Source organism: Streptomyces spongiae (assembly GCF_009377185.1).
Classification (GTDB): domain Bacteria; phylum Actinomycetota; class Actinomycetes; order Streptomycetales; family Streptomycetaceae; genus Streptomyces; species Streptomyces spongiae.
The window spans coordinates 1-15524 of record NZ_VJZC01000072.1 but is presented as its reverse complement, the minus strand read 5'-3'; the positions used below and the strand labels follow the sequence as shown (position 1 = coordinate 15524).

The 15524-nt window shown below is 69.6% G+C and carries 14 protein-coding genes and 2 pseudogenes; 3 read left to right on the top strand and 13 right to left on the bottom strand.

Translation table 11 applies throughout. The annotated features are described in order from the left end of the window. Positions 1-21: 21 nt before the first annotated feature. Entirely contained in the window at positions 22-753 is a 732-nt protein-coding gene (locus FNH08_RS13510) for an isocitrate lyase/PEP mutase family protein (protein WP_322724409.1), read from the top strand. A gap of 183 nt (positions 754-936) precedes the next feature. On the opposite strand, the gene FNH08_RS51850 is transcribed toward FNH08_RS13510, so the two are convergent. The 7 genes from FNH08_RS51850 to FNH08_RS50705 all read right to left on the bottom strand — a co-directional run bounded on the left by FNH08_RS51850 (position 937) and on the right by FNH08_RS50705 (position 6514). Continuing rightward, positions 937-1425 carry a hypothetical protein gene (locus FNH08_RS51850; RefSeq protein WP_228034102.1) on the bottom strand — a complete coding sequence of 163 codons (489 nt, stop codon included), beginning with the start codon at positions 1423-1425 and terminating at the stop codon, positions 937-939. Then, complete coding sequence (locus tag FNH08_RS13500) at positions 1422-2039, bottom strand: hypothetical protein (RefSeq protein WP_228034101.1); 618 nt, start codon at positions 2037-2039, stop codon at positions 1422-1424. Before FNH08_RS13500 ends, FNH08_RS51850 begins: the two co-directional genes overlap by 4 nt. Before the next feature lie 552 nt (positions 2040-2591). Then, on the bottom strand, positions 2592-4208 hold the full coding sequence (locus FNH08_RS13495; RefSeq protein ID WP_322724408.1) for a serine/threonine-protein kinase: 1617 nt from the start codon (positions 4206-4208) through the stop codon (positions 2592-2594). Between the two features lie 466 nt (positions 4209-4674). Next, the gene (locus tag FNH08_RS13485) at positions 4675-5013 is read right to left on the bottom strand and encodes a hypothetical protein (RefSeq protein ID WP_152771720.1); all 339 of its coding nucleotides are present in this window, start codon (positions 5011-5013) and stop codon (positions 4675-4677) included. Between the two features lie 66 nt (positions 5014-5079). Then, entirely contained in the window at positions 5080-5814 is a 735-nt protein-coding gene (locus tag FNH08_RS13480) for a hypothetical protein (protein ID WP_152771719.1), read from the bottom strand. A gap of 18 nt (positions 5815-5832) precedes the next feature. Beyond that, positions 5833-6138, bottom strand: coding sequence for a type VII secretion target (locus FNH08_RS50710; protein ID WP_322724406.1), 306 nt, complete (start codon positions 6136-6138; stop codon positions 5833-5835). A 16-nt stretch (positions 6139-6154) separates the two neighbouring features. Continuing rightward, on the bottom strand, positions 6155-6514 hold the full coding sequence (locus FNH08_RS50705) for a hypothetical protein (RefSeq protein WP_194238474.1): 360 nt from the start codon (positions 6512-6514) through the stop codon (positions 6155-6157). A 318-nt stretch (positions 6515-6832) separates the two neighbouring features. On the opposite strand from FNH08_RS50705, the gene FNH08_RS13470 reads away from it, so the two are divergent. Together FNH08_RS13470 and FNH08_RS51845 are read left to right on the top strand one after the other, a co-directional pair. Then, a complete protein-coding gene (locus FNH08_RS13470; protein WP_322724405.1) occupies positions 6833-7135 on the top strand; it encodes a TIGR04141 family sporadically distributed protein in 303 nt (100 codons plus the stop codon). A gap of 2 nt (positions 7136-7137) precedes the next feature. After that, positions 7138-7272: pseudogene (locus FNH08_RS51845) on the top strand (isocitrate lyase/phosphoenolpyruvate mutase family protein); the annotation flags it as partial. A 21-nt stretch (positions 7273-7293) separates the two neighbouring features. Here the strand turns inward: FNH08_RS51845 and FNH08_RS13465 are convergent. The 6 genes and pseudogenes from FNH08_RS13465 to FNH08_RS13440 all read right to left on the bottom strand — a co-directional run. Next, a complete protein-coding gene (locus tag FNH08_RS13465) occupies positions 7294-8250 on the bottom strand; it encodes an ABC transporter substrate-binding protein (RefSeq protein WP_152771717.1) in 957 nt (318 codons plus the stop codon). A 1-nt stretch (position 8251) separates the two neighbouring features. Next, complete coding sequence (locus FNH08_RS13460; RefSeq protein WP_152771716.1) at positions 8252-10216, bottom strand: ABC transporter permease; 1965 nt, start codon at positions 10214-10216, stop codon at positions 8252-8254. Continuing rightward, entirely contained in the window at positions 10216-11391 is a 1176-nt protein-coding gene (locus FNH08_RS13455) for a quaternary amine ABC transporter ATP-binding protein (protein ID WP_152771715.1), read from the bottom strand. Before FNH08_RS13455 ends, FNH08_RS13460 begins: the two co-directional genes overlap by 1 nt. Next, a complete protein-coding gene (locus tag FNH08_RS13450; protein ID WP_152771714.1) occupies positions 11391-12944 on the bottom strand; it encodes a GMC family oxidoreductase in 1554 nt (517 codons plus the stop codon). Before FNH08_RS13450 ends, FNH08_RS13455 begins: the two co-directional genes overlap by 1 nt. Positions 12945-13030: 86 nt before the next feature. Next, entirely contained in the window at positions 13031-14542 is a 1512-nt protein-coding gene (locus FNH08_RS13445) for an aldehyde dehydrogenase family protein (RefSeq protein WP_152771713.1), read from the bottom strand. Positions 14543-14787: 245 nt separating this feature from the next. Beyond that, positions 14788-15524 (bottom strand): annotated as a pseudogene (locus tag FNH08_RS13440) (hypothetical protein); the annotation flags it as partial.

The following is a 15524-nucleotide window of genomic DNA, read 5'->3' as shown; positions in this document are numbered from 1 at the left end:
TCTCGGCAACGGATACACGCCGTGAGTGACGTCAGCAAGGCCGGTCTCTTCCACGCCCTGCACCGCTGCCGGACCCCGGAGGCCCCGCTCGTCCTGCCGGGCCCCTGGGACGCGGCCAGCGCCCGGGTCCTCGCCGAGGCCGGGTTCCCGGCGCTCGCCACGCCCAGCGCCGGGGTCGCGGCCTCGCTCGGGTACGAGGACGAGGACGTGCCCGCCTACGAGATGTTCGCGGCGGTCGCGCGGATCGTACGGGCCGTGGACGTTCCGGTGTCCGCGGACGTCCGGGACGGGTTCGGGCTGCCGCCGAAGGAACTGGTGGAACGGCTCCTGGAGACCGGTGCGGCGGGATGCAACCTGGAGGACTCCAGCGGGGGCGTCCTCAGGGATCCGCAGGAGCACGCCGACTGGCTCGCGGAGGTGCGGGCCGCTGCGGGCGGGGCGCTGTTCGTCAACGCACGCGTCGACACGTTCGCCCGCGGAGTCCCCGATCCCGGCCGGGCCATCGAGCGGGCCGCGCTGTACGTCGCCGCCGGCGCCGACTGCGTGGACCCGATCTACGCCCCGCCGGAGGTGCTGCCGCTGCTGCCGTCCGGGATCCAGGGGCCGGTCAACGTGTTCGCCCGGCTGGACGGCAAGGGCCCCTCGCCCACCGAACTCGGTGAACTCGGGGCCAGTCGCGTCACGTTCGGGCCGGGACTGCAGCGCTGGTCGGAGCTGGCGCTGCGGGGGATGGCCGACCACCTCAACCGGTAGGGCACTCGGGGCTCAGGGCAACCACGCCCTCCATGTGGACTCGTGGCTATCCACACACTTGGACAAGCCGATCCTCTCGGCGCGCAGCCCGCCTGCAAGGATGCGGGGGGCCGCAGTTGGCCGTGTCACGGTGAGAGATGGACGCCTCCGACTACTGGCCCCGGAGGCGCCCATTCGCCTGTGTCAGATGGAGTCGATCTCCCAGGCGATCACGCCGTTCGATCCTGGGGTGGCGTCGACGTCGATGTGGATCTGCTTGCCTGCGGAGATCCGCTGTCGGAACACGGACTGATCACAAGGCACCTTGGCCGATGTGCCGGTACCCGCCGGGTTGAAACTCAGCTGCGCTGTGCCGTGGCCGACGCAGACCAGTTTGAGTTCGTAGGTCTTGCCCGCTTGCAGGCTGGGTTCGGTGTGGATTCCGTCGGTAAGTCGTTCCGCGCCGGCCTCGACCATCTGCCCGGTCTGAACGGCGGCAAGGGCGGTCTGGGCCTTCTCCGTCAGGCGCTTTTCTGCGGACCCGTCTGCTGCCCGGGAGGAACTCGAAGCGGGCGTCGAGGGCGTCTTGGCAGGTTCTCCGTCACCGGCGCTTGACGTGCACGAGGCGAGGAGGAACACCGACGCCGCCAGGGCACATCCGGCGATCCATCGCCGTGCGGTCGAATGCGTCATGACGATGTTTCCCAGTACTTCCAGCCGGTCTCGGTCGTGGGCAGCGTAGCCTTTCCATGACCTATCTCAACACGGCTGCCGCAGTTCCTCCCGCTGGACCTATACCGCTTCCAGTTGACCTTGTAACCCCATGAGCCGTACTGCAGGTGACCGTACTTGTTCCTGGTGACCTCGTGGCTGAATTCGTGGCCGGTTGTGACGGTCACACTGCCCGCCACCTTGGCGCTGACAGTGACCTTGGCCTTCGCGAGGAGCGCCCCCGCTGACCACTCTCCACTGCCCGAAACCTCAAGAGAGATGGTTCCGCCCTTGGTGACGGAAACCTTGATGGTGCCGCCCGGGCCGTCCTTGTATTTGGTGCCGTTCCACCCCGAGGGAACGTGATAGGCCTTCTTCGACGTGACGCTGTACCACGTGGACGGATGTTCGCACGCTGTCGGCCCCAGCTCGGAGAGCGGCTGGTCCGTGTCGTCCTCCCATCCCTGTCTGTCGTTGATGTCCGTCGTCTCATCCGCGGATACCGCACCATCATCGTCGGTGGGCACATCATCGGCGGCAGCTGTACCCGCAGTGGAGAGGCAAAGAAGCAGAGCTGTTGCAGTGCTGGTCAGCAAGCGCCTTGAACCCATGCCCATGACACACCCTTTCGGTGGACCGCCCCCGTGGCGATCAAGTGCTTTGACACTAGATTCACGCCATGCACACAACAACCAATTGATCGTTTTCCTGAGGAGGAATTGAGCCTTGCGCGTCCAGTGACCGGAAATGGTCGCGGGCGTTGGCCGGATGGACGTGCCCCTGGGGTGACGGTCCGTCGCTCCCGGCGCAGGTCTTCGGGCAGCGCGAGGACATCGGCAACCGATGTGCTACCGACCAAGATCACTCTTGCCGGGACGTCGACAAGTGAGCGGCCCCCCAGTTTCATCGACGCTTGCGCACCACCGTGCCTGGGAGCAAGCGCACCTGCAGAGACCGTTCGACGCGATCAAGAATCTCGTCAACCGGCTGCACCCGTAGATCAACAGCCTGACCCGTGGAGACCGAGAGCGTCATGCACGCGACCGTAGCAGTGGTGCGGTGGAGGTGCCCGTCACCGAGGGACGGGCGGCAGCCGCCGGCCGCAGGAAATGAGGGCGAGAGCGAGGCATGACGGTACCGGGGGGACGTCAGTCGGGGCCTGCCCCCTCCGGGCGGCGCAGGCGGGCGAGGAGGTCGGCAATTTCGCGGGTCTCCTCGTGGTCCTCGCCCAGGACGACGCACATGTCCTCGTGGAGGGCGTCGAGCACGCCCTCGGCCTCGACGCGGCGACCCTCGGAGAAGAGGAGGACGCCGATGCTGCGGCGCAGGTCGAGAGCAGTCTCGGAAGCGTCTCCATCCGTGTCGGACACGACCTCCAAAACGTCCTGGAACTCCCGCAGGGCGACGGTGGCCTGGCCGAGGTTGGCCCGACAGTGAGCGGCGTGCCAACGGCACTCCATTACGTTTTCGCTGGACGGTCCGGCCGTACGGGCGTAGGCGGCGGCCAGCGCGTCGAACTCCGGCAAGGCGCGCCGGAAGTCCTCGCCGGCCATCAGGACCGCCGCGCGCTGCCGCCGCAGGCCGAGCACCCGGGGGTTGTGCGCGCCGAGAGTGGTGGCCGCCGTGGCGATCGCCGCCTTGAGGACGTCCGCGGCCTGGGCGAACCGCCCGCTCTCGGCGAGGTCCGCGGACCGGGCGTAGGCGTCCCGGATCGCGTCCCGCAGCGCGGTGTCGACGCGCGCCGGAACCGGTACGGGAGCCACCGGCTCGGGTGAGGGCGCAGGGGCCGTGGTTCGCCGCAGGGGTGCGTTCGGCTGTCGGTAGACCACCGTCGGGTCGGGAACCTCGGACGGGGAGCCGCCGTGAGTGAGGGCCACGGGATCGGCTGCCGATCCCGGTTGTGGCAGGTGGGGCGCGAGGCGCTCGTACACCGCGTACGCGTCGGCCGGCCGCTGCTCGGGCGCCTTGGCCAATAGGTCCAGGGTCAGCGCCTCCAGGTCCTCCGGCACCTCGGGCCGTAGGGTGCGGAGCGGCTTCGGCGGCACGTTCATGTGCTGGTGCAGGAGCTGGTAGTCGCTGTCGCCGCTGAAGACCGGCTGCCCGGCCAGGAGTTCGTGCAGCATGCAGCCGAGTGCGTAGAGGTCGCTGAGCGGGGTGATCTGCGCGTTGTCGATCTGCTCGGGTGGCATGTACCGGCTGGTGCCGATCCGGTCGCCGGTGGCTGTGAGCCGGGTGACGTCCGTGCCCAGCAGTTTCGCGATGCCGAAATCCAGTACCTTGACCGTGCCATCCGTGGCGATCAGGACGTTGTCCGGCTTCAGGTCGCGGTGTACGACCGGGATGGCGTGGGCGTACGACAGGACCGTGCAGATCTGTGCGGCGATCGACGCGGCCCAGCTCACCGGGAGCCGCGTCGTCGCTCCGTCCTCCGTGCCTGTGAGCACCCTGCGCAGGGAGATCCCGCGCACGTACTCCATCACCAGGTACAGCCGGTCGTACGACGCCTCGTCCAACACCGCGTCGAACACCTGCGGCACCCCGTGGTGGCCGATCCGTGCCGTGACGCGCGCCTCGCGCTCGAAGCGGCGGGTGAACTCCTTCGCCTGCGCGGGTGTCGCGACGACATCGGGCCGGATGAGCTTGACCGCGATCTCCCGGTCGAGAACGGCGTCGTAGCCGCGCCAGACCGTGCCCATGCCGCCGGACTCGATCTCCTCGATCAGCTCGTAGCGGCCCTGCTCACCGATCTTCCGTGTCTGCGCCACGCGTTGCGCCCCCGCTGTCTGATGTCTCGTCAGCCGATTGCTGTACACGGTACCGACTGGCCGCGGGTCTACAGCGCGAGCGCGATGAGCAGGTGCGCCGTGGAATTCTCATCGAGAACTTGAAGGATGCTGAGGGCAGTGCCGAGTGGGAGGCCAAGAACGGTGAGGACGCCCAGGCCCCGCTGATCTGCCGGCTCTCCTGGGTCTGCTATGAGCCTGCTGTAGTCAGCTGCCTCGGGCCAGGATTTCGCCGAAACGTGCGAGCAGCCGGTGCTGGTTCTGGAAGGCGAGAAGCAGATTGTTGGCAGCGCCGTGGGCGGTGAACTGAGCGTGGCCTTCAGCCCAACGTGAGTGGGCCCCAGCCCCGCGTCCGCGATCAGGGCATGTCTCGTCACGACAAGGCTGACTGAACAGGGTCGGGGACTGGAGACGGAACACCAGCCACCGCGCCAGCCCTCAACCCTGCTCAGAGCCCTTTGACCAGCTCGGCCGCCGTGGCGAGCGAAACCGACGGGTACTGGCGCCGCAGTTCACGCACCGCGACCGCTACCCCTCGCTCCTCGCGGATCCGGAGCAGCGCTTCCTTGTCGACCGCCTGGTAGAAGTCGTCAGTGCTGGCGAACTGGCGATTGAACTTTTCACGTCTCCGTCGGCGGTCGGAGTACACCTCCGCGCTCCCCACAAGCACGATTCCGACGACGAAGAACGTCCCGCCAAGGGCCATCGGCCAGTTGGCGATGGACAGGAAGGCCAGGATGAAGGAGCATCCCGCCAGGCCCCACAAGGCTGCACGGGGTCCGTACATGTACTTGCCGCCTTCCGGTGGCTGGAGTAGGGGCGGATCATATTGAAACTCGGCCGCTGCCGGGCATCAAGCCAGGGCGTCAGGCCAATGACCACCAGGGAACGCGCTGTTGTCCACGGCCTCTCCCTCGATGATCGCCATCTGCTGTCCCTGGGCCCCGAGGACGGCGACCAGCGTGGTGACAGCGGTGATGATCAGGGCCGTGTTCACTCCGGCCTCTTCGACGATGAGAGCGGCACCAGCCCAGGAGAAGACGACGGATCCCAGGGCGGCGATGGCTGCGATGGTGGCGGTGATGAATTTTATGAGGATCACGCCGAGCGCCACGTAGAACGCCAAGCCGGCGATCGCGCAGATGTTGAGCGCTGCGGCGATCTTGTCGGCGCTCGTCTCGATCTGAGTGGCAGCGGTCGGCTGGCCCTTGACCGACGTGGTGTAGGCGGTGGCCGCGTCTCCCGACCAGTGCTTGGGGGCGACGAGTGCTTCAGGCGCGACGTCACCAGCCACGGAAGATGCGGGGCTCCGGACGTGGCTCTGCCAGTCCATGGCATAGAAGAACATGGCGCCTGGGTCGGCTACTCCTTCGAGGAGTTCCGTGATCTTGTTGAGTACCCAGGAGCCCAGGTCGATGAGCTTGTTGGCCGCCCAGATCAGCGCATCAGCCACGACATCCGGGACGTACCAGTGGTTGGCGGTCGATTCGGCTTTGGGGCCGACTTGGTTGAGCTTTCCCGACAGGTCCTGCATGCCGGTGCTGAGCTTTGCCGTGACGGCTTCGTACTGAGCTGAGTTGAAGGCCATGTTGTTCCGCTTTCTCGGTCAGTACGCGCCGTCGATGGACTGCTTCACGTCCGCTTCGCGGTTGTCGTAGGCATTCGCGTTCTTGATCAGCGCCGTGGCAACTTCATCCATACGCTGCTGCCCCTCGGCGCATCGCGCCGAGATCTGGTTGATCGCCGATTCGTAGGCCGAGAAGACGACCTGGAAAAGGCCCGCCTGTATACGGGACAGGCGCAGGCCTTCCACGGCCTGGTGAATGTTCCCCATCCGTTCGCTCTCTCTGTCCCACATCCTCGCGTCCGTACGCAGGCCATCGGTAACGACCTTCACTGTGGGGTCAGTCACGGAAAACCACTTCCCTTCAGAAGCCGGTGAAGCGACGCGGGTCGCTGAGAATGGCCAGGGCCTCGTCCAGGAGCGTGTCCAGCTGCCGGTTCTCTCCGCCCGTCTTGTTGGCCTCAACTGCCCGCGCGAGTGCAGAACGGGCATCGTGCAGGGCTTCGTCGAAGGCGCGGTTCAGGCCCACCGACGATTGCTTGGCCGCCCATCCCGGATCCACTGCGCACGCGACCAGGGAGCCCGGGGACAGTGTCATGGTGACCCGGCCCGTGGAGTCCGAGCCCTGCACCTGAATGCGCTCCACCGCCTCGGGATCCTGACGGGCGAGATCATCGAAGGACGAGATTACTTCCTCTGCCACTTCGTCGAGACTGCGCGGCACGACGTGACGCAGATCCCGCTGGGACGCCTCGGGCGGCGGGGTGGGGTCTGTCGAGGAGTGCGGGGAGCCCATCTCCTGCTGCAGGCCGTCGGCCCTCTCACGCCAGTCACTTGAGGAGAGCACCCGGGACTGCGCGGGACCGGCTTGCCGTCTCTCTTCTTCTTGTCACGGCCCTGACCGGCCACGCCGGCCGATGGCAGGGAGATGAACCGACCGCGTGACTGACCACATAGTTCAGGAACTGCAGCGTTTTCAGCAGTACACCACTCAGCTCCACGGCCTGATCGCAAGGGTTCAGGAGGACATGCTGGTCAGGCCGTGGTCGCCGTTCAGACCCTGCTGCACTCGCCAGAGGCCATGGACGGGTTCGCTCAGAAGGTGGCCGCGGCCCGGCCTGGCCGGGCCTTGCCGGAGGGCTTCCGGCCGTCGAAGGTCGTGTTCGCGATCCTGCTGAAGAACGGAACCGACCTCACCGCCGACACGCTGTTCCCGTTCTCCCAGGTCACCCTCGTGCAGACGGCCAAGATGCTGGAGGCCTGGGGCGTCGCTGTCGAGGTCATCGGGATCCGGGCCACGGCGGCGCCTCCGAGCCGGGCGGGAATCCGCCACCTGGCCGCGTAGCGGACGGCAAGGGTCCCTCGCCCACCGAATTCGGTGAACTCGGTGAACTCGGGGCCACTCGCGTCACGTTCGGGCCGGGGCTGCAGCGCTGGGCGGCGCTGGCGCTGCGGGGGATGGCCGACCACCTCAGGCAGTAGAGCGCCTGCGGAACGCAGGGCTCAGGGCAGCCACGCCCTCCACGTGGACTCGTGGCTGTCCACCCACTTCTTCGCCGCCTCCTCCGGGGTGAGCTTCTGGTCGGCGATCATCAGCGCGACCTGGTTCTGGTCCTCGGTGGTCCACTTGAAGTTCTTCAGCAGGGCCGCCGCCTCGCCGCCGGACCGGGCGAAGTCGGAGTTCAGGTACTTCTGGAGAGGCGTGTGCGGGTAGGCGCACGCCACCTTGTCCGGATCGGCGTCGCAGCCCTCCTTGTACGGCGGGAGCTTCACCTCTGTCATCGGCACCTTCTTGAACAGCCACTGCGGTGCGTACCAGTAGGTCAGGAAGGGCTTCTTCTCCTTGGCGAACTGCCGCATCTGGGTGATCTGCGCGGCCTCCGAGCCGGCGAACACCACCTGGTAGTCCAGGTTCAGGTTCTTCACCAGCGCCTTGTCGTTGGTGACGTAGGACGGGGAGCCGTCCAGGAGCTGGCCCTTGCCGCCGCTCTCCGGGGTGCGCAGTTCGTCGGCGTACTTGTTGAGGTTCTTCCAGTTCGTGACGTCGGGGTGCTTCTTGGCGAAGTACGTCGGCACGAACCAGCCGATGTGCCCGGTGACCCCGAGTTCGCCGCCCCGGGCGATCGTCTTCTTGTCCTTGACGTACCGCTGCTCCTGCTCGGGGTGCCCCCAGTCCTCCATGATCGCGTCGACACGGCCCTGGCTGAGCGCGTCCCACGCGGGGACCTCGTCGACCTGGACGGTGTCGACGCGGTAGCCCAGCTCGTGTTCGAGCAGGTACTGGGCGACGGCCACGTTCGCCTGCGCGCCCACCCAGGACTGCACGGACAGGGTCACCGTCTTGGAGCCCTGGGCGTTGGCGAAGGGCGAGGCCTGCTTGGTCATGTCGGCGGCGCCGCAGCCGGTGAGGAGCAGAAGTGCCGACACACCGGCCATGGCGGAAGTCGTACGGAGTCGCATGTCACGCTCCCTTCGTCGTACGGCGGCGTTCCGTCGGCTGGGTCACCCGGTCCAGTACGAGACCGAGGCAGACGATCGCGACACCGGCCACCAGACCGGTCGCCAGGTCGCCCTGGGCGAGGCCGAAGACGACGTCGTAGCCGAGCGCACCGCCGCCGACCAGACCGCCGATGATGACGACGGCGAGGACGAGGACGACACCCTGGTTGACGGCGAGCAGCAGCGCCGGGCGGGCGAGCGGGAGCTGGACCTGGCGGAGTTGCTGTCCACTGCTCGCGCCGAGCGAGCGGGCCGACTCCAGCGCGGCCGGGTCGACCTGGCGCAGTCCCTGGGTGGTGATGCGGACGACGGCGGGCAGGGCGTAGACCACGGCGGCGGCCACGGCGGGCGCGCGGCCGACACCGAAAAGGGCCACCACGGGGATCAGGTACACGAACTGCGGCATCGTCTGGAACACGTCGAGGACCGGGCGCAGCAGCCGCTCCACCCGGTCGCTGCGGGCGGCCGCGATACCGGTGGCGAGGCCCAGGACCAGGGTCACCGCGACGGCGGCCAGCACCTGCGACAGCGTGTCCAGCGACGACTGCCACACGCCGAGCACTCCGATCCCGGCCATCGCGAGGACGGCGGTGAGCGCGGTCTGCCAGGTGCCGATCAGCCAGGCGAGGGTGGCCACGATGAGCAGCACGGACCACCAGGGCAGCCCCTGGAGGCCGGAGCGCAGCGGGTCGAGGACCCAAGTGGTGAAGTGGCCCGCCCAGTCGGCGGTGCCGCCGATGTACGGGACGCCCGAGTAGAGGTGGGCGGTCATCCAGTCGACGGCCCGGTTCACGGGCTCGGCGATGTTCACGACCCATGCCTCGGGCCAGTCGAGACGGCCCGCGAGGCGCGCGGCGATCGCGGCGGCCACGGCGAGGACGGCCGCGCCGCCCCACTGCAGGGCCCGCAGCCGGCCGGAGGTCTCGGGGCCGTCGCCGCCGAGCCGGTCGCCCGCCGCGGCGGTGACTCGGTCGAGGACGACCGCGAGCAGCACGATCGGGATACCGGCGGCGAGTGCGGCGCCGACGTCGACCGAGGCGAGCGCCTGGTAGACGCGGTCACCGAGGCCGCCCGCGCCGATGACGGACGCGATGACGGCCATGGACAGCGCCATCATGATCGTCTGGTTGAGGCCGAGGAGCAGTTCCTTGCGGGCCAGCGGCAGCCGGGCGGTCATCAGGCGCTGCCGCGCGGTGGTGCCCAGGGACTCGACGGCCTCCAGGACGCCCTGGTCGGCGCCGCGCAGTCCGAGCGCGGTGAGGCGGGCCATGGGCGGCGCCGCGTACACGACGGTGGCGAGGACGGCCGCGGGGACGCCGATGCCGAAGACCAGCACGACGGGCAGCAGGTAGGCGAACGCCGGGAGCACCTGCATGGTGTCCAGGACGGGCCGCAGGGCGCGGTACGTACGGTCCGACAGCCCGGCCGCGAGGCCCAGCAGCGCGCCGAGGACGACCGACGCGAGGACGGCGACCACCATGAGCGCCAGCGTCTGCATGGTGGGCACCCACATGCCGAGCAGCCCGCAGGTGAGGAACGCCAGGCCCGTGCCGAGCGCCAGTTTCAGGCCCGCCGTGCGCCACGCGACCAGTGCGGCGGCCGCGGTGACGCCCGCCCAGCCGGCCGCGAGCAGCACCAGGTAGACGGCGCGCACGGAGAGCACGACCGCGTTGCTGATGTGGCCGAAGAAGTAGAGGAACAGCGGGTGGCTGTCCCGGTTGTCGATGATCCAGTCGCTGGCCCTGCCGAGCGGTTCGGACAGGTCGACGGTCAGCGCGTCGGGCCAGCTGCCGCTCGCCCAGCGGGCGTTGACGACGGGTATGAGGACGGCCGCCGCCAGCGCGATCAGGACGAGCTTGGCGAGGGCGCGGTGCTTGAGGAGGCCGGGGAGGCCGGTACGGACGGTGGGTGCGGTGACCGTGGCCATCACACCACCTCCTCGCCGGCGTCGGCCTTGGTGTCGGCTTTCGCCTTGCTGCCGGTGGCCTGCGCGGGGACGGCGGACGCCGGTTTCGGGGCGGCACCGTTCGTGCCCGTGTTCGTGCCCGCGACCACTCCGAGGAGCGCGTCGGAGTCGACCACGCCGAGGCAGCGGCCGTCGTCCACGACCCGCGCGGCGGTGCCGGTGCGGGCGACGGCCTCGATGGCCTCCGAGACGGTCACGTCGGGTGCGACGGCCGGGCCGCGTCCCGCCTCGTCGGCGGACTCGGGCGGGCGCATCGCGGTGCGTACGGTCATGACCTGCTCGCGGGGCACCTCGCGCACGAACTCCCGGACGTAGTCGTCGGCGGGCGAGCCGACGATCTCCTCGGGGGTGCCCAGTTGCACGACCTGGCCGTCGCGCATGAGGGCGATGCGGTCGCCCAGCTTGAGCGCCTCGTTGAGGTCGTGGGTGATGAAGACCATCGTGCGGCCCTCCTCGCGGTGCAGCCGCACGACCTCCTCCTGCATGTCGCGCCGGATCAGCGGGTCGAGCGCGCTGAACGGCTCGTCGAACAGCAGCACCTGCGGGTCGACGGCGAGCGCCCGGGCGAGCCCGACCCGCTGCTGCTGACCGCCGGAGAGCTGGCCGGGCCTGCGCTGTTCCATGCCTTCCAGGCCGACCTTGGCGACGATCTCCTTGGCGCGGGCGCGGCGCTCGGCCTTGCCCATGCCCTGGACCTCCAGGCCGTAGGCCACGTTGTCGAGCACGGACCGGTGCGGCAGCAGCCCGAAGTGCTGGAAGACCATCGACGCGCGGTGGCGGCGCAGTTCCCGCAGCCGTGCCTTGTCCATGCCGAGGACGTCCTCGCCGTCGATGGCGATCCGGCCGGACGTCGGCTCGATCAGCCGGGTCAGACAGCGCACCAGGGTGGACTTGCCGGAGCCCGACAGCCCCATGACGACGAAGACCTCGCCCTTGCGCACGTCGAAGCTCACGTCCCGGACGGCGGCCGTGCAGCCGGTGCGGGAGCGCAGTTCGGCGGGCGCGAGCGCGGTGAGCTCGGGGTCGGCGGGCACCCGGTCGGCCTTCGGCCCGAAGACCTTCCACAGGTTCTCGACCGAGAAGACGGGGGCGTCGACGGCGGTGTCCGTGGCGGCGGGAGTGGTCAGCGTGCTCATCAGGCGGCACCCCCGGACGCATGGGCGGCACCGACGAGGTCCGCGGCCTTCTCCCCGACCATGAGCACCCCGATCATCGGGTTCACGGCGGTCATCGTCGGGAAGACGGACGCGTCGGCGATACGGATGCCGTCGAGCCCGCGGATCCTGAGCTCCGGGTCGACCACGGCGAGTGGATCGTCGGGCGCGCCCATGCGGCACGTACCGGCCGGGTGGTACACGGTGTGCGCGACCTTCCGGGCGTACTCGCTGAGTTCCTCGTCGCCGGTGATGTCCGGTCCCGGGCAGACCTCGCGCTTGAGCCATCCGGCGAGCGGTTCGGTCTTCGCTATCTCGCGGGCGATACGGATGCCGTCGACGAGGGTGCGCCCGTCGTAGTCGTCGTCGTCGGTGAAGTACCGGAAGTCGAGGGCGGGCTTCACGGACGGGTCGGCGCTGGTCAGGAACAGCCGGCCGCGGCTCTTCGGCTTGGGGATGTTGGGGGTCATCGAGACGCCGTGGGCGGGCCGCCGGTATCCGAGCCGCTCCGGGTTGTCGGTGAACGGTATTTGGTAGAAGTGGAACATCAGGTCGGGGCCCGCGTGTTCGGGGTCGCGGCGCACGAACAGGCCGGCGTCGCTGTCCATCGCGGAGTTCTCCGGGATCGGCCCGTTCGTCTCCCACACGATCACCGACTCGGGGTGGTCGAGCAGGTTCTCGCCGACGCCGGGCAGGTCGTGGGCGACGGGGATGCCGAGCGCCTCCAGGTCCGCGCGGGGTCCGACGCCGGAGTGGAGCAGCAGCCGGGGCGAGTCGACGGCTCCGGCGCACAGCAGCACCTCGCGCCGGGCCCGGACGAGGAGTTCCTCGCCGTCCTTGGTGCGTACGTGCACGCCCTCGGCCCGCGTCCCGTCCAGCTCCAGTTTGTGGGCCCAGGTCTCCAGGAAGACGTGCAGGTTGGGCCGCTCGTCCATGACCGGGTGCAGATACGCGACCGACGCGCTGGAGCGTTTGTTGTTCTCGGGGTGGTAGGCGAGGTCGAAGAAGCCGACGCCGTCGTTGAAGGGCTTCTTGTTGAAGCCCTCGACGCGGGGCACGTCCAGGGTGTTCAGGGCGGCGTCCACGAAGTCGCGGGCGATGGCGTTCCGGTCCTTCTCGTCGACCGGGACGATGTTGTTCTTCAGGCGGGCGTAGTACGCCTCCATCGGCACCGAGCCCCAGCCCTTGGCGCCCGACGCCTCCCACTCGTCCCAGTCGGAGGGCAGCGGCTTGAACGCGATCAGCGTGTTGTGGCTGGAACAGCCGCCGAGGACGCGGGCGCGGCTGTGCCGGATGTGGGAGTTGCCGCGGGGCTGCTCGGTCGTCGGGTAGTCGTAGTCGAGTTCGCCGCCGAGCAGACCCATCCAGCGGCGCAGGGTGAGCACGTCGTCGCGGCCGACGTCACTGGGGCCGCCCTCGATGACGGCGACCGTGACGTCGGGGTTCTCGGTGAGGCGGGCGGCGATGACGGAGCCCGCGGTGCCGCCGCCGATGACCACGTAGTCGTAGGTGTGCGGATGCGTGTCTTGGTGCATGGGGGTGCTCCAGGAAGGGGGAGGTGATCGGACCGGGGAGGTCGGTCTCAGGAGGAGGGCCGCCTCAGGAGGAGGGCGGCTGCGGCTCAGCCCGCGAACCACCGAACCGGCTTCGGCGCCAGGTTCTGGTAGACGTGCTTGGTCTCGCGGTACTCGGCGAGGCCGCTGGGGCCCAGTTCGCGCCCGACTCCGCTCTTGCCGAATCCGCCCCACTCGGCCTGCGGGAGGTAGGGGTGGAAGTCGTTGATCCAGACGGTGCCGTGCCGCAGCCGCCCGGCGACACGCCGTGCCCGCCCGGCGTCGGTGGTCCAGACGGCGCCCGCGAGCCCGTACTCGGTGTCGTTCGCGAGTGCGACGGCCTCGTCCTCGGTGCGGAAGGTCTCGACCGTCAGGACCGGCCCGAAGACCTCCTCGCGCACGACCCGCATCTCGCGGTGGCAGCGGTCGAGGACGGTCGGCTCGTAGAAGTAGCCGGTGGCGGGCCTGGTGTCGCTCGGCTCGGGGCGCCGGCCGCCCGTCCGCAGCACCGCGCCCTCGGCGAGCGCGGAGGCGACGTACGCCTCGGTCTTGTCCCGCTGCTGCTCGGACACGAGCGGCCCGCACTCGACGCCGTCCTCGGTGCCGCGCCCGAGCCGGATGCGCTCGGCCCGGCGGGTCAGCTCGGCGACGAAGCGCTCGCGCACGGACTCCTCGATGATCAGTCGTCCGCCGGCCGAGCAGACCTGGCCGCTGTGGATGAAGGCGGCGTTGAGGGCCTGGTCGACGGCGGTGTCGAAGCCCTCGTCCGTCTCGCAGGCGTCCGCGAAGACGACGTTCGGGTTCTTGCCGCCGAGCTCCAGGGCGACCTTCTTCACGCTGACGGCGGCGGCCTGCGCGACCTTCGTGCCGCTGACGAGTCCGCCGGTGAACGACACGAGGTCGACGTCCGGATGCTCGGCGAGCCGCGCGCCGACCGAGTGCCCCGGCCCGGTCACGATGTTCGCGACGCCGGCCGGCAGCCCGGCCTCGACGAGCAGCGCGACGAGGGCGACGGTGGTGAGCGGGGTGATCTCGCTCGGCTTGATGACGAAGGTGTTGCCGGCGGCGAGCGCGGGCGCGACCTTCCAGCTGGCCTGGAGGAGCGGGTAGTTCCAGGGCGTGATCAGCGCGCAGACGCCGACGGGCTCGTGCACGACGACGCTGTGGATGTCCGCGTCCCCCGCGTCGACGACACGCCCGCCGCCCTCACCGGCGACCAGGTCGGCGAAGTACCGGAAGGCGTCCGCGACACAGTCGATGTCGACGCGCCCCTCCTCCACGGTCTTGCCGGCGTCACGGCTCTCCAGCCGGCCGAGGGATTCGCGATCGCGTACGAGCAGATCGGCGACGCGGCGGAGCAGGGCGGCCCGCTCGGCCACGGGCGTACGGGCCCACGTGCCCTCGTCGAAAGCGCGCCGGGCGGCGGCGACGGCGGCGCCCGTGTCCCGCTCGTCACCCTCCGCGACGACGGCGAACGGCTTGGCGTCCGCCGGGTCGAGGATCTCGCGCGTGGCGCCGGAGGCGGCTTCCACCCACTCGCCGCCGACGTGAATGGTGCGCTGCGCCTGCTGTCCTGCCATGTTCGGTGTTGCCTTCCGTTCCAGGTCCGTGCCCCTGTGTCACAGCGTTGTGACTCTCGGGGGCCGTGATCGCCTGCCCCCACCCCCGGAATGCATGCACGTTCCCTGGCCGAAAGTGCGCCGCGTCACTGAAGATGTGGACAAAGGGCACGAAATGGAAGGGTGCCGGGCACGGCTGCGGCACGACCGGCACGGTTACGGCACGTCCGGTACGGCTGCGGCACAGCGACCTGCGCCCTTCGGGCTCAGCCTGCGCAGGTGCCGCCCGGCGGGCAGAACCAGCCCACCGCCGTGTCGGCCATCTCGATCTCGTCGCTACGGCCGTCGTCGTCGCTCCCGTACACCGCCACCGCGTAGAGCGTGCCGTCCGAGGCCGCGAAGCGGGTGTCGACGACATGCCAGGTGCCGACGTCGGGCTCGCCCCGGATCGAGTCGACCAGGTACTCCAGCCGCTCCCCCACGAAGTCCCCGTCGCTCAGGTCCTCCCGGCCGAGCTGCCGGAAACTGTCGGACTTCGGGGTGTCCGGCGACAGGAACAGGTCGAACGACTCCTGCGGGGTCGCCTCGGCCACCTCGAACACCTGGATCCGCTGCTCGCCGTCCGGGCTGCGGAAGTTGACGACGTCCATGCCGTACTCGGACGGCACGCTGTCCCGGTCCCAACCGTCGGGCACGGCCGTCCTGAACCCCTGAGGGTCGTCGAACGAGTCGTAGCCCGTGGGGAGTTGGGCCGCGGTCAGGGACGGCGAGGAGGTGTCGTCGGGGACTTCTCCGGTGGGCGACTGTGATGTGTAGGTGTCCGCCGGGTCCGTGGGGGTCACCGACTCGGCCGCCTTCTGCTCCCGCCCGCCGTCGTCGTCCCCGTCCCCGCCCATCTGCGTCAGCACCAGGCCCACGGTCACCCCGACCACGGCGGCCCCGGCCACGACCGCGGCCCACACACGCCGCCGGTCGAACCGGCCGGCCGGCGCCGCCGCAGGCC

Bases quoted from the DNA above. Each gene is read 5' to 3' on its own strand.
- FNH08_RS51850 (WP_228034102.1), bottom strand. From the start codon at position 1,425: ATGACGCATTCGACCGCACGGCGATGGATCGCCGGATGTGCCCTGGCG.
- FNH08_RS13485 (WP_152771720.1), bottom strand. From the start codon at position 5,013: ATGTACGGACCCCGTGCAGCCTTGTGGGGCCTGGCGGGATGCTCCTTC.
- FNH08_RS13480 (WP_152771719.1), bottom strand. From the start codon at position 5,814: ATGGCCTTCAACTCAGCTCAGTACGAAGCCGTCACGGCAAAGCTCAGC.
- FNH08_RS13465 (WP_152771717.1), bottom strand. From the start codon at position 8,250: ATGCGACTCCGTACGACTTCCGCCATGGCCGGTGTGTCGGCACTTCTG.
- FNH08_RS13460 (WP_152771716.1), bottom strand. From the start codon at position 10,216: ATGGCCACGGTCACCGCACCCACCGTCCGTACCGGCCTCCCCGGCCTC.
- FNH08_RS13455 (WP_152771715.1), bottom strand. From the start codon at position 11,391: ATGAGCACGCTGACCACTCCCGCCGCCACGGACACCGCCGTCGACGCC.
- FNH08_RS13450 (WP_152771714.1), bottom strand. From the start codon at position 12,944: ATGCACCAAGACACGCATCCGCACACCTACGACTACGTGGTCATCGGC.
- FNH08_RS13445 (WP_152771713.1), bottom strand. From the start codon at position 14,542: ATGGCAGGACAGCAGGCGCAGCGCACCATTCACGTCGGCGGCGAGTGG.